General features: G+C 30.3%; 10 protein-coding genes and 1 pseudogene. 7 read left to right on the forward strand and 4 right to left on the reverse strand.

All coding sequences use genetic code 11. The features are described from left to right. Positions 1-184 precede the first annotated feature (184 nt). The 3 genes from B2671_RS08035 to B2671_RS08045 all read right to left on the reverse strand — a co-directional run bounded on the left by B2671_RS08035 (position 185) and on the right by B2671_RS08045 (position 1816). Positions 185-877, reverse strand: a complete 693-nt coding sequence (locus tag B2671_RS08035; protein ID WP_346869942.1) for an LrgB family protein — start codon at positions 875-877, stop codon at positions 185-187. After that, entirely contained in the window at positions 874-1233 is a 360-nt protein-coding gene (locus B2671_RS08040) for a CidA/LrgA family protein (protein ID WP_346869943.1), read from the reverse strand. The genes B2671_RS08035 and B2671_RS08040 overlap by 4 nt, the downstream gene beginning before the upstream one ends. Before the next feature lie 151 nt (positions 1234-1384). Next, positions 1385-1816 carry a hypothetical protein gene (locus tag B2671_RS08045; protein ID WP_150845003.1) on the reverse strand — a complete coding sequence of 144 codons (432 nt, stop codon included), beginning with the start codon at positions 1814-1816 and terminating at the stop codon, positions 1385-1387. Between the two features lie 221 nt (positions 1817-2037). Here B2671_RS08045 and B2671_RS08050 point away from each other — a divergent pair, with 221 nt between their 5' ends. Together B2671_RS08050 and B2671_RS08055 are read left to right on the forward strand one after the other, a co-directional pair. Beyond that, positions 2038-4329 carry an AAA family ATPase gene (locus B2671_RS08050; RefSeq protein WP_346869944.1) on the forward strand — a complete coding sequence of 764 codons (2292 nt, stop codon included), beginning with the start codon at positions 2038-2040 and terminating at the stop codon, positions 4327-4329. A gap of 488 nt (positions 4330-4817) precedes the next feature. Beyond that, a complete protein-coding gene (locus tag B2671_RS08055) occupies positions 4818-6812 on the forward strand; it encodes a methyl-accepting chemotaxis protein (RefSeq protein ID WP_346869945.1) in 1995 nt (664 codons plus the stop codon). A gap of 77 nt (positions 6813-6889) precedes the next feature. Here the strand turns inward: B2671_RS08055 and ychF are convergent, their stop codons facing one another. Then, a complete protein-coding gene (ychF, locus tag B2671_RS08060) occupies positions 6890-7987 on the reverse strand; it encodes a redox-regulated ATPase YchF (RefSeq protein ID WP_346869946.1) in 1098 nt (365 codons plus the stop codon). Positions 7988-8341: 354 nt separating this feature from the next. Between ychF and rsmH the strand changes: the two genes are divergently transcribed. From rsmH to B2671_RS08085, 5 genes and pseudogenes are all read left to right on the forward strand, one after another. After that, positions 8342-9274, forward strand: a complete 933-nt coding sequence (gene rsmH, locus B2671_RS08065; protein ID WP_346869947.1) for a 16S rRNA (cytosine(1402)-N(4))-methyltransferase RsmH — start codon at positions 8342-8344, stop codon at positions 9272-9274. A 27-nt stretch (positions 9275-9301) separates the two neighbouring features. Then, positions 9302-9799: a septum formation initiator family protein gene (locus B2671_RS08070; RefSeq protein ID WP_346869948.1), complete on the forward strand. Its 498-nt coding sequence runs from the start codon at positions 9302-9304 to the stop codon at positions 9797-9799. Positions 9800-9850: 51 nt separating this feature from the next. After that, positions 9851-11985 (forward strand): annotated as a pseudogene (locus B2671_RS08075) (stage V sporulation protein D). A 119-nt stretch (positions 11986-12104) separates the two neighbouring features. Beyond that, positions 12105-13553 (forward strand): UDP-N-acetylmuramoyl-L-alanyl-D-glutamate--2,6-diaminopimelate ligase, encoded by a 1449-nt coding sequence (locus B2671_RS08080; protein WP_346869949.1) that lies wholly within the window; start codon positions 12105-12107, stop codon positions 13551-13553. Then, positions 13554-14927 (forward strand): UDP-N-acetylmuramoyl-tripeptide--D-alanyl-D-alanine ligase, encoded by a 1374-nt coding sequence (locus tag B2671_RS08085; protein WP_346869950.1) that lies wholly within the window; start codon positions 13554-13556, stop codon positions 14925-14927. Positions 14928-14934 lie beyond the last annotated feature (7 nt).

A 14934-nucleotide genomic window follows, 5' to 3' on the forward strand; every position in this document is an offset into this window, starting at 1 on the left:
TACTTTTTAATGTGTTTATCCTTATAGTAAATAGTTCTGTTATTTAAACTGTCTGCAATAAGGGAAGTATATCACTCTAGGTACCATGGCTGTTTTATATGTTCTGGAGCTTTTTAAAGTAATAAAAGTTTGAGAGAATTTAATAGCCTGTACGAATTCTCTCATTGTAAAGTTTATTAAAGACTTATAAAAGATTAGCAAAGATGGAGGCACCAATTACTGTGAATAAACCTGCTACTGCTATTGCAAGACCACTCATGGCACCTTCTATTTCTCCAATTTCCATTGCCTTTGCAGTTCCTATGGCATGGGAAGAGGTTCCTATGGCGATTCCTTTAGCAATTGGTTCATGGATATGAAATACCTTACAAATAATTTCAGCAAGGATATTACCAATAATACCAGTTACAATAATAACAGCTACTGTAATTGTGACAATTCCATTTAACTCTTCTGAAATTCCCATTCCTATAGCTGTAGTAATGGATTTTGGAAGCAAGGTTACATACTGTTCATGGGTAAACTTAAAAAGCAGAGCAAATAAAAATACACTTATAAGACTGGCTGCTACTCCAGAAAAAATTCCTATTATAATAGCTTTAAAATTGTTTTTTAATAAATCCAGTTGCTCGTATAGAGGAATTGCTAGACATACTGTAGCAGGAGTTAGTAAATAGCTTAAATATTTTGCTCCATTATTGTAACTTTCAAAATCTACTTTAAAAATAACTAAAGCTACCATTACAAAAAGAATTGAAATAAGTAAGGGATTAAAGATCCCATTATTAAATTTCTTTTTTAAAAACAACCCTATTTCATAGCCTAGAATACTGACTACTACTCCGAAAAATGCTGAATTGCATAATAAATCCTTCAATTTTTATTCATCCTCTCTAGTTTAATCATAAACTGGGTAACTTTACCTGTAACTATCATTACAATAACTGTGGTTAAAATAGTTATTATAATAACAGGAATACAAATATCCTTTAGTACATCCCAAGAAACTAATAAACCAACTGCTGCTGGTATAAACATAAGAGGCATAATTTCTATTAAAAAAGTTCCAGTTTCTTTAACTTGTTCAAGGGAAATTATTTTTACTTTTAAAACTATAAGCATGAGAATTAAACCATATATGCTAGCAGGAATAGGTAATGGAATAATATATTTTAATATTTCTCCAATAAAAGTTACTGCCAAAATAATTGCAAATTGACGAAAATACTTCATATAAACATCCCTTTCTAAATTGGTACTACCAATTTAGAATTGTACATCTTTTTTATAGGTATGTCAAAAAAACACAGGATACAAGTAGTATCCTGTGCTAACTAAAAAGTTAAGTTTTTCTATTACGCCCCAGCCAAGGGAGCTTCATTACTTATTTAAACCTTCTATCTTGTCTTACTCTCTGTATCTTCTTTTGACCACCTTCAACAGGAACTAAGTCTCTCTTATTAGTAAGGTTCATAACGTTCATTATGCTTATGTAGTCCTTAAATTTCTTTTTCTTCTTTTTCTTTTTAGAATAATCAGGTTTTAAACCTTGGATCAATAAAGAATGACCTTGAGATACAGGAATGAATTCTGGCTTTTTAAACCATCTCTTTTTCTTATAAACACAAGTTGCTATAGTTCTAGCACTGTCTTGTTTTACTACAATAGTAACAATAATAGTATTTAAAATTCCAAGAAAAGATTTTTCCTCTGTTTTAACAGATAAAGCTCTTCCTTGAACTTGCGTTATTCTATCACCATATCTATTTATAAAAGCGTTAGAATAACTTTGTGATAATTTGTCTTTGAATCCCATATGAATAACTCCTTTACATGAAGAATAAATAACTACGTATAATATCTGACTGTATTCAAGTGTATAATATTACACAATACCATTATTATATAATAATTAAGTTGTTATAACAAGTTTATGTTTAATTTTTAAAAATTATAATATGAATTTTTATGTTTTTGTTCCAAAAGTCCTTTTATAAGAATATTAATATACTAAATGATTTTATTTGGGAGGACAGTATGAAAAGAGTTTTAAAACCCAGTGAAGTTTTGTACGATTTTGAAATTGTTGAAGATAGAGAAATAGAAGGCGAATTTATATTGCCACAATATAAGGATGCATATAATAAAATAAAAACCTCACTTCTTTTAAATGGTGAAGGGTATAATATTTACTTAGTTGATGAATTTTGCAAGGATAGAGTAAAACATATTATTAGCTATGTAAAACATATATTGAAGGATGGAAAGCCACCAAAGGATATATGTTATGTTATAAAAGGAAATGCAAAGGAGCCTATTCATTTGTTTGTTAACAATGGATATGGAAATAAGCTTAAAAAGGTAGTAGATAAGATTCAAGAGTTTTATGCAAAAAGTATATTTAAATTTTATAATGGCATAGATAATAAAGAAAAAGAACACCTTATTAGCACTATTAAAGACAGACGTAGCAAAATAGTAGGAGATTTAATTAAACTTTCTAAAGACTATGGTTTTGATATAAAAACTAGTGGGGATGGATTTACATTTATACCCCTAGTTGATGGAAAAGAAATGACAGAGGATGAATTCGATAATCTTAAGGAAGAAGAAAAATTTGAAATATTAAATAAAGTTGATGAGTTAAAAATAAATGCTAATGATATATTAGAAAAGTTAAGAAATATGAAAAGTGATGAAATAAATAGAATTAGAGAGATAATGGATAACTTTTTTAAAGAAGAAATGGAAGAGTTAAATGTAGTAATAGAAGAAGAATTTAAGGATGATAGTGAGGCTAAGGCTTATATTCATTACTTAATCACTGAGATTAAGGGCGAACTTGAGGAAAACTATTCTATAAGCTATGAGGATGATGAAGAAGCTATAAGAGACATTATATATAAATATGATGTAAATGTAATTGTTGATAATTCAGATATTGAGTATCCACCAGTAATCTTTGAAGAAGATCCTAGTGTATCTAACCTTTTTGGGTCTATAGATTATGAAAATCATAATAATATATATGTATCTACAGTAAAATCCATAAGAGCAGGTAGTTATGTAAGAGCTAATGGGGGATGTCTAATTCTCAGAGCCAGTAGTCTACTTAGTAATTCTCAGTCTTATTATTATTTGAAAAGAGCTATAATATCAGAAAAAGTAGATTTAGATTACAACAGAGGATATATAGAACTATTCACTTTAAGTGGTTTAAAACCAGTACCTATGCCTATTAACACTAAAGTAATAATAATTGGAGATTATGATATTCATGACGCTTTATATAACTATGATAAAGAATTCAGAACAATATTTAAGACAAGAGCTGACTATAGGGGAGTATTAAAGGCCGAGAATAAGGTTAAAACTGTATTACTAAAAGAAATAAATAGATTGTCTAAGGAAAATAATATTAAACCTATAACATCTAGTGGCATAAGAGAAATTGCAAAATTTTTATCTAGAAAGGCAGAAAATAAAAATAAGGTACATTTCGACCATGATGAATTATCAAACCTTATAATACAAGCTAATTATAAAGCAGAAGAAGAGGCAAGGGAATTTATTGATGGAGATGATATAGAGAACATTGCTTATAGGAAAGAGCCTATAGAAAGAGAATATCTAGAGTTATATGATGAAAAAAAATTGCTGATAGATGTTTCAGGAAGCAAGGTGGGACAAATTAACGGGCTTTCTGTCATTGATACGGGATATACAAGTTTTGGTAAGCCTGTTAAAATAACCTGCACCTGTTTTAAGGGGGAAGGAAAAATCATTGATGCTCAAAGAGAATCCAACCTAAGTGGTAAAATTCATACTAAGGGAATTAATATTTTAAAAGGATATATTAATAATATCAATGGAGGATATAAAACTCTGCCAGTAGATTTCAATCTTAGCTTTGAGCAGTTATATGGAGTTATAGATGGTGATAGTGCATCAGTAGCTGAAGCATTAGCTATAATATCTGCTCTTTGCAAGATTCCTATTAAACAAAATATTTCAATTACTGGATCTATAAATCAATTTGGTCAAGTACAGCCTATAGGTGGTGTAAATGAAAAAATTGAAGGATTCTTCGAAGTGTGTAAAATCATGGATGATACGGAAGGGAAGGGAGTTGTTATTCCTCTATCTAATAAAGATGATTTAGTACTTTCAAGAGAAGTTGAGAGAGCAATTTTTGAAGGAAAATTTAAAATATATACTATAGAAACTGTAGAAGATGCCATGGAGTTAATATTTGATGCTGAAGAAATTACTATGGATAATATAATGGAGTTAATAAGTAAGCAGTGTATAGAATATGATAAGAAATGATGGTAAAGAAAGGGTGGAAATTCCTTGAAACCCCCATGAACAGAACAAATAGTTAACTATTAATATATGTAAAAATTAATATATGTATATAGTAATATAGATATATTGTTATATAACTAGCTAGTCTTATGGGAATGTATTAGCATACCATATATTTTCAATATTGATGAAATAAATATACAATAAATAAGTGTAAGGTGGAGAGTATTATGCAACTTTTAAGGTGATGAGTTGTAATAATACCCTCCATTTATAGTTAATTAAATTTTCAAAATAGAGCTATTACCATTGTAATAGCAGCATGACTATAGAGGGTTTTGAGCTTGGAAACATCTATTTTTGTTTTATTATTTTAATCAACTAAAGGCCTGATTAATAATTTTATATCATTATAATTATTCTATATAAAGAAATTTATGAATGTTGCGAAAATTAAAATATAAAGTGTAAAAACTTTATATTAATAAACTTTGAATGGGGATGGGTATATGAAAAAGAATTTTAACAGCTTAAAGAGTAAACTTATAATTTCGTTGCTAGGAGTATCTATTATCCCTTTAATTTTTATATCATTATTGGTTTATAATGAATGTTATAGTTTGCTTAAAGATAACTTAAAGTACTCCACTAGTCAAACGCTAGTAGAGGTGAATAGAGGGATAGAAAATTATTTTAATACAGTTGCAAATCAAATAAATTCACTAACACTTAACAGTAAATTTATTGAGTTGGATAATAGCAGTGAAAGCATTAAAGATATAATAAGTCATATGAATAATGTAGAAGTATCAGATTCTAACATTAGTACAGTATTTTATGGAACAGAGAATGGTGATTTTTATGCTTCCCACAAAATTAATCTTCCAGATGGATATAATCATAAGGAGAAGGAATGGTATACTTTAGCTACAGCAAATAAGGACTCTTATATAATTACATCTCCATATACTAGTGCTGAAGATCAAAAAACTACGGTTACACTGGCTAGGACAGTGGTAAAGGATGGACAGGTTGTTGGAGTTGTTGGATTAGATTTATCTTTAGATGTTTTTAGTTCAAGTATATCTAATATAAAAATAGGTGATGAAGGAGTTGTAGTTGTATGTAGTAGTAATGGTGATATTGTATCTCATACAGATGAAGGCTTAATAGGTAAAAATTTAATAGAGGTAGATGAGAAACTTAAATCTGTAGTAGATGATAATTCAGGTTTTATAGAATTAAGTAATAATGGAAAAAGAAATTTTGTAGTTTATAATTTGAATTCATTAAAAAACATAAAATTAGTAGCATTTATACCTGAAATAGAATTATTGAAAGATACTAATGCAGTTAGAAACTTTTTAATAATAGGGATAATTGTAATAGGAATAGCTACAACAATTATAAGTATAATTTTAGGAGAAGGCATCGCTAAAAACATGAAAAAGGTTAAGAACGTAATATCTAAAGCTGCCAAAGGAGATTTCACAGGTAAAGTAGAAATTAAGTCCAAAGATGACTTTAAAGAATTAGGAGATTACTTTAACAATATGATGCAATCCATTGCACTATTGATGAAAAATGTGGACAAGTCATCTCAGGTGGTATTAAAAACTGCAGCTGATTTAGCTATCATGTCTAATGAAACTACTATTGCCCTTTCACAAACTCATATAGCCATGGATGAAATAGCTTCAGGTGCTTCTAATCAAGCTGAAAGTACTATTCAATGTGCAAACCATATGGAAGATTTAGCTGTAGGAATTGATAATATAGAAAATTCCTCTACAGAAATTGATAGTATATCTAAAGATACAAAGAATTATAGTATTGAAGGAAGCAAAATAGTTTCAGAGCTAATAAACAGTTCTACGAAAATAAAAGATACTTTTGAAGTTGTTGGAAATATAGTGAAAGAAGTAAATGAAAGTATGGATCAAATAAATCTTATATCTAAAACAATTTCTGATATAACAGAACAAACTAATTTATTATCTTTGAATGCATCTATAGAGGCAGCTAGATCTGGCGAGGCAGGTAAGGGGTTTGCGGTAGTAGCTAATGAAATAAGAAGATTAGCAGATCAATCAAAGAGTTCAACTGATAGAATAAATGTTATGATTAAAGCCATAGAAGAAAAATCTATGTTAGCTGTATCTGCTATAAATAACTCTCAACAAGTGGTAGATGAAGAAGGAAAAATGGTAAGTGAAACTTCACAAATTTTTGAAAACATATCTGGAAGTGTACTTGAGTTATCAAGTAAGATAAGTGAAATTAAAAAATCTATTGAGAATATTCAATATGAAAAAATTAATGTAGTAAGAGAAATAGAAAATGTTACATCAATTTCAGAAAGCACTGCTTCAGCCACAGAAGAAATATCAGCTTCTACAGAAGAAATTACTGCTAATATGGATGAAATTTCAAGATATACTCAGAATTTAAATGAATTATCTGAAACTTTAAAATTTGAGATTTCAAAGTTTATAATTGAATAATACATTATATAAAAAATGTATGAGTGAATTTCACTCATACATTTTCAAATTATATAAAGAATTTAATTTCAGAATAATTATACATTAAATCTAAAGTTTACTACATCTCCATCTTGCATTATATATTCTTTTCCTTCAAGTCTGTAGAAGCCTTTTTCTTTAGCTGCAGCTTCAGAGCCACATTCAACTAACTTATCAAAGGAAATTACCTCAGCACGGATAAATCCACGTTCAATGTCGGTATGAATTTTACCAGCAGCAGCAGGTGCCTTTGTACCTATTTTAATTGTCCAAGCTCTTACCTCTTGAACACCAGCAGTTAAGTAGCTCATTAGTCCAAGAAGTTTATAACTTGCATGGATTAGTTTATCAAGGCCTGATTCTTCAAGACCATACTCTGAAAGTAAGTCTTTCTTTTCTTCATCGTCTAATGTAGATAATTCTTCTTCTAATTTAGCACATACTATGATAATTTCAGATTTCTCCTTAGCAGCATAGGCTTCTACTTCTTTTACCATTTCGTTTTCTCCGCCACACTCCATTAAGTCTTCTTCACTTACATTGCATGCATATAATACAGGTTTAGAAGTTATTAAGAAAAGAGATTTAACAAATTCTTCTTCTTCATCTGTAAACTCTAAAGTTCTAACTGGCATATTGTCTTCTAAATGTTTTTTGATTTTTTCCATAATTGCATATTCAACTTTTGCAGTCTTATCCCCTGAGCGTACTAGTTTTATAGATTTTTCCATTCTTCTTTCTAGCACTTCTAAATCAGAAAAAATTAATTCTAAATTAATAGTTTCAATATCTCTTATAGGCGATACAGATCCTTCTACATGAACAACATTATCATCTTTAAAACACCTAACAGTATGAACTATTGAAGCTACTTCTCTTATATGAGATAAAAACTTGTTTCCAAGTCCTTCACCTTTACTTGCTCCTTTAACTAATCCTGCTATGTCATAGAATTCTATAGCAGTATGTACTTGTTTTTTAGAATTATATAATTTTTGTAATACATCAAGACGGCTGTCAGGTACACTAACAACTCCTACATTTGGCTCTATAGTACAAAATGGATAGTTAGCAGACTCTGCTCCTGCTTTTGTAATAGCATTAAATAATGTACTCTTTCCTACGTTAGGTAAACCTACTATTCCTAATTTCATATAATATTCGTCCTTTCTATGTAAACCATGTGGCTTATTACTTAAAAATTTCATTCTTTTAAATTATACTCTACAGAAAAGGTAATTTCAATAATTCTACAAGTTATATAGAGTAATTAGGAAAAGCTCGTAGAAAAATAAGGAATTATATTATAAAATTTAAATATATTGGAAATTAATTGGAGATTCTTTATATATATTTATAAATTTGTTTAAAAAAGTTTTTCATTTAGGGAATATTTAAAAGGAATTTATGTAAACTTATAGAATTATTTATGGTACAATGATAAGTGTATAAATGGATTCTGTAGTTTATATTTTATAAACCATAGACATAACAAAGGAGAATATATAATGGAATTTAAACACTTTTCAGTAATGTTAGAAGAATGCATAGAAATGTTAGATATTAAAGAAGATGGTATATATGTTGATTGTACTTTAGGTGGAGCAGGTCATTCAAAGGAAATTTTAAAGAAACTTTCACCAAAAGGAAGATTAATAGGAATAGACCAAGATTTAGATGCACTTAAGGCTGCAAAGGAAAAGCTAAAGGATTTTAATAACGTTACCTATGTACACAATAATTTTTATAATATTAAGGACATATTGGATTCTTTAGGAGTAGAAAAAGTTGATGGTATACTCATGGATTTAGGAGTTTCATCTTATCAGTTGGATCAAGGTGAAAGAGGCTTTAGCTATATGAAGGAAGCAGACTTAGATATGAGAATGAATAGGGAAGAAGCTTTTTCAGCCTATAATGTAGTGAATGAGTATAGTGAGGATGAACTCTTTAGAATTCTTAGAGATTTTGGTGAGGAGAAGTTTTCAAGAAGAATTGCTAACAGGATAGTAGAAAAAAGAAAAGTGAAACCTGTTGAAACTACCCTTGAACTTGTAAAAATTATAGATGAGTGCATACCTGCCAAGTTTAAAAGGGAGGGAGGACACCCTGCTAAAAGAACATTTCAAGGTATTAGAATAGAAGTAAACAGTGAATTGAGTATTTTAGATAGAGCCATAGGCGATGGCATAGAAGCTTTAAATAAGGATGGAGTTATGGGAATAATTACATTCCATTCTTTAGAAGATAGAATTGTAAAAAATAAGTTTAGAGATTTAGTGGATCCATGTAAGTGTCCTAAGGATCTTCCTATGTGTGTTTGTGGGAAAAAGCCAATAATTAAATTAATTAACAAAAAGCCTATAGAAGCTACTAAGGAAGAACTTGATAATAATTCAAGAAGTAAAAGTGCCAAGTTAAGGGTATGTAAAAAGATTTAGTTCTAAAAACTAGATGGGGGTAGTAAAATGGTAGTAGAAAATAGAAAAAATGGGGTAAGTGGGAATACAGCCTTAGCTTCTCAGGTAAATCCGTTACCTAGAGAAAGGGTAAAAACTCCTACTAAACAAGGCCCAAGTAAAGAAGAATTAAGAAAAATTAGGAAGCAAAAGATAGCAAAATTTTTAAAGCTTAATGGAAGTATAGTAGCAGCAGGATTAGTAGGGGCTATTATTGTATCTAGATACAGTGCTATATATAATAATCAAAAGGAAATAATAGTTCTTCAAGAGCAAATACAAACGCTAACAGAAGAGAGTGAAGATTTGAGAATAAAACTACTTAAGTTTAACAATTTTTCCTACATAGAAGAAGTTGCCACTAAAGAATTAAAAATGATTGAACCAAAGAGTACTAATGCGATCTATTGTGATATTAATGCAATTAAAGAGATAGCTACAAGTAGCACTGATGAAGAAAAAGGGGTTAGTTTATTAAGTAAAATTAAAAACTTATTATTTAATTAGTTAGTGAGGTAATTGTAGGTGGCAAAGAAATATTTTGTTGATAAAGTGTTAATGAAAAAGAGAATGATGTTAGCTATGCTATTAGCATTCTTAGTTTTTCTAGGATTAAGTATAAGATTAGGTTATGTTATGTTTGTTGAAGAATCAACCTATAAGTCTTTAGCGAAACAGCAATGGACCAGTGATGTTAGAATAAATGCTAAAAGAGGTAAGATATTAGATAGAAATGGTAATGAGCTAGCAATAAGTGCTAATGTTTATAGAGCGGATTTAGATTTGAACACTTTAAGAAAAGATATAGAAAATAATGGAATGACCATGGAACAAGTTGCAACAACTTTAAGTGGAATAATTGGAGAAGAACAGGCTGATGTATTACACATATTAACCAATCCTCTTCCCAATGGAAAACCTAGAGGCTCTGCAATATTAAAGAGAAGAATAGAAAAGGATGCAACAGATGCCATAAGAGAGTTTTGTAAAAATAATAACATAAATGGTATAGTAATATCACCTGATACTAAAAGGTATTATCCAAATGGTAATTTTGCTGCTCATATATTAGGTCATACTAATTCANNTATTATAATAAGTATCTATCTGGAGTTCCAGGAATTAAAGTTGCTGAAATTGACCAAAAGAGTGAGGGATTACCATATACAATCTCAGAATTTACAGAACCTATCGATGGAAGAAACGTAATTACTACCATTGATGAGAATATACAAAATTTTGCAGAAAAACTAGCTGAAGAGGCCTTGGCAGATAATGAGGCTAAAGCAGTATCAATTATGGTTATGGACCCTAATACAGGAGAAATATTGGCTTTAGCAAATAAGCCTGATTATGATCCTAATAATCCATGGGTTGGAGGAACATCAGATGATGAAATTCAGCAGATGTGGAGAAATAGATTAGTTAGTGATGCCTATGAACCAGGTTCTATTTTTAAGGTAGTTACAGCTACGGCAGCTATAGAAAAAGGGATTCTTACAGAGGGAGAAGCTTTTAATTGTGGAGGCTCCCTTACCATTGGAGGAAGAAATATTCACTGTTGGAAGACTTCGGGTCATGGTCCTCAAACCTTTGAAGAAATATTAAAAAATTCTTGTAACGTTGGATTTATGATTTTAGGAGAGAGATTAGGTGCTGCAAACCTTAACGAATATATTGAAAAATTTGGGCTAGGACATAAAACAGGAATTGATTTACCAGGTGAATCAGCAGGTATAGTTAAAGCAACAAAAGATATATCTGTAACAGACTTAGCTACTATATCCTTTGGACAAAGCAATACAACTACAGGGGTTCAATTTATGAGAGCTTTCAATGCAATTGCCAATGGTGGATATTTGATAACACCTCATTTAATGAAGGAAATAAATCATTACGATGATAAAGAAGAGCTAGTAGTTGATGAAACCTATAAGATAGAAAAACAACAACAGTTTACTCCAGAGGCTATGACTGAAATGAGGTCTCATTTAGAACAAGTAGTTGGCGCAGGCGGAGGATCAAAGGCTAAAATTGATGGATATAGAATCGCTGGTAAAACAGGTACAGCACAAAAGGTAGACACTGTTAATGGTGGATATGCAAATGGTAAGTATCTATCATCCTTTGCAGGGATGGCCCCTGCTGATAATCCAAAGTATACAGTATTTGTATCTATTGATGAACCAAATCCATCTTGGTACTATGCGGGACAAATTGCTGCCCCAGTTGGACAAAAGTTATTTAATGATTTGTTTAATTATACAGAAATGAAGCCTAATGGAAGCTATATGGAGGTTGATGAAAGTTTAAAAGCAGATGTAATTGTTCCTGAGGTTAGAGGACTATCAGTTGCAGATGCTAAAAAAGTAATAACTGATGCAGGGTTAACTATTAGAGTAGAAGGTAGTGGAGGCACTATAACAGATATAAATCCAAAACCAGGGTTTACTATTAAGGAAGGTAAAGAAATAATCCTATATGCAGGAGGCAGTAATGGAAGCGTAGATACAGTTATAATTCCTGATTTAAAGGGATTTACAAAGGAAAGTATCATAAAGCTTTTCGATGATTTAGGATTAAAGAGTGAATTTATAGGTGAAGGTCTAGTGGTAGAACAAAGTGTTGCAGGAAACCAAGAAATTAAAAAAGGAACCACGGTAACCTTCCATCTTGGCACCTTAGTAGATTAGATTATCCGGTAGTTACAGGTTGACTTGTGCTACCGGATTTTATATGCTATAAGGTATAAAAATCAAATTTTGGACAATGTTTTAATTAGAAAGAAAAGTATTTTAAGGATGTGAGTAAGATGAAAATAGAAGAGATATTAAAGGGAGCAACCTATACAGTCTTAAGTGGAGATGAGAGTATAGAAATTAATAATCCTCAATATGATAGTAGAAAAATAAAATGTGGAGATATATTTTTTGCCATAGGGGGATTTAATGTAGATGGACACAATTTTATATCAAAGGCTATAGAAAATGGTGCTAAAGCTGTAGTGGTTGAAAAAGATGTGACTCTTGTTGAAGGAATAACATTTATAAAAGTTGAAAATGGTAGAAGGGCATTAGCTACAGCAGCTTCAAACTTTTATAACAATCCAAGCAAAAAGATGAAAATAATAGGTATAACTGGTACCAATGGCAAGACTACTTCTGCCTTTATGTTAAAGGGAATATTAGAGGCAAAGGGGTATAAAGTTGGACTAATAGGTACCATAGCTAACTATATAGGGAATAAGGAGATTAATACAGAAAAAACTACTCCAGAATCTTTGGAATTGCAACAGCTTTTTAAGGATATGGTGGACAGTGATATGGATTATTGTGTTATGGAAGTTTCATCTCACTCTTTAGACTTAGATAGAGTTTATGGAATTGAATTTTCGCAAGGGATATTTACAAATCTAACTCAAGACCATTTAGATTTCCATAAAACCTTTGAAAACTACTTTAGTGCAAAAAGCAAATTGTTTAAAATCTGTAAACATTCTGTGGTAAATATAGATGATAGTTATGGAATTAAGCTTCTTGAAAAAATAAATTCAAGGGTAACTACTTATTCTATTGAAAAAGAAAGTGATTTAAAGGGAATAGACATTAATTTAGAATCTACAGGAATTATATTTAGTTTAAAAGAAAATGAAAAAATATATAAAGTTCAGTTGCCTATACCTGGTAGATATAACGTTTATAATGCACTAGGTTGTATTGGAGCTACCTTAGATGAAGGTATAGACATGGATACTATTATTGAAGGACTTTCTAAGGTTACTGTGCCTGGAAGATGTGAGAACTTAACTTTAGGGATGAACTTGGGTTTTCAAGTAATTAGAGATTATTCTCATACTCCAGATAGCTTAAAAAATATCTTAGAAAATCTTAGAGAACTTACTAAAGGCAAGTTGATTTGTATATTTGGATGTGGTGGTGATAGAGATAGAACCAAAAGGCCTATCATGGGAGAAATAGGAACAGAACTCAGTGATATAGCCATAATAACCTCTGATAATCCAAGAAGTGAAGATCCTTATATGATATTAGAAGATATTAAGGCTGGGGTTAAGAAATCTAACTATAAACTTATTGAAAATAGAAGAGAAGCCATAAAAACAGCCTTACTCCTCGGGGAAAAAGATGATATTATAATAATTGCAGGAAAAGGACATGAAACTTACCAAATCCTTAAAAATGAAACTATTCATTTTGATGAAAAGGAAGTTGTATTAGAATTGATAGAGGAGTTGGAGCTTTAGATGGAAACTATAGGGTTAAAGGAAATAGCTGAGGCTATATCAGGAGAAATATTAATTAGTGGAACTATAGAGGAATTTTCGAATGTAACCATAGATAGTAGAAATGTCTCTACGGGAGATGTTTTTATAGCAATCAAGGGAGAAAACTTTGATGGTCATAAATTTGTAAAGGGAGCTATAGATAGTGGAGCAAAACTTTGCATAGTACATGAAAAAGAACAATATGAGAATTTACATGAAAAAGATATATCTATAATTTTAGTTAAGGATACTAAGAGGGCGCTCCTTGATTTAGCATCCTACTATATTAGTACTTTAGATATAAAGGTGGTAGGAATTACTGGTTCTACAGGTAAGACATCCACAAAGGATTTAATGGCAGCAGCTCTTAGTAAAAAATATAAAGTGTTTAAAACCCAAGGGAATTTTAATAATGATATTGGACTTCCTTTGATGATATTTAAATTAGATAAAACTTACCAGGTTGCAATTTTAGAAATGGGTATGAGCGATTTGGGAGAAATTGATACCTTGGCAAAAGTAGCAAAACCATCTATAGGAGTCATAACTAACATAGGTACATCTCACCTAGAAAACTTAAAGACTAGAGAAAATATTTTAAAAGCTAAACTAGAAATAGCAAATAATTTTACAGAAGAAAATGTATTAATTATAAATGGAGATAATGATATGCTTCACAATTATTACACAAATAAATACAAAATTGTAAAAATTGGTATAGATAGTGATTATAATTTTAAAGGTTGTAGAATAATTATAAATAAGGACAGTATAGAGTTTGGTGTTAAGGAAAATGGTGAGGATGTAAATGCTACTATAAAAGTACCAGTACCAGGAAAACATAATGTGCTTAATTCATTATTGGCAATAGCTGTAGCTAGAGAATTAGAGGTTACCTATGAAGAAATCCAAGGAGGAATAGAAAATTTAGAGGCTACATCTATGAGATTGGATGTTGTAAATTTAAATAACTGCACTATAATAAATGATGCCTATAATGCAAGTCCAGATTCTATGGAAGCTGCTCTAGAGGTTTTAAAACAATATAATGGAAGGAAAATTGCTGTCCTTGGAACTATGAAGGAACTAGGTGAGGATTCTGCTAGAGCTCATGAGCACGTGGGAGCTTATGCAAAGGCAAGTGGCATAGATTTATTATTTACCTTAGGGGAGTTTAATGAGAACTTTAAAAAGGGCTATGGCAGTGAAAATTTTATGGCTTTTAATTCCATGGAGGAGCTAATAGCAGAATTAAAGAAAACTATTAAAAGTGATGATATTTTATTAATAAAGGCATCTAGATCTATGAAATTTGAAAATATAATTAAAGAATTACAAAAGAAAAATATATAGGGAGGGA

The sequence above is a fragment of the Clostridium sp. UBA5119 genome, assembly GCF_002414285.1.
In the GTDB taxonomy this organism is placed as follows: domain Bacteria; phylum Bacillota; class Clostridia; order Clostridiales; family Clostridiaceae; genus Clostridium_J; species Clostridium_J sulfidigenes.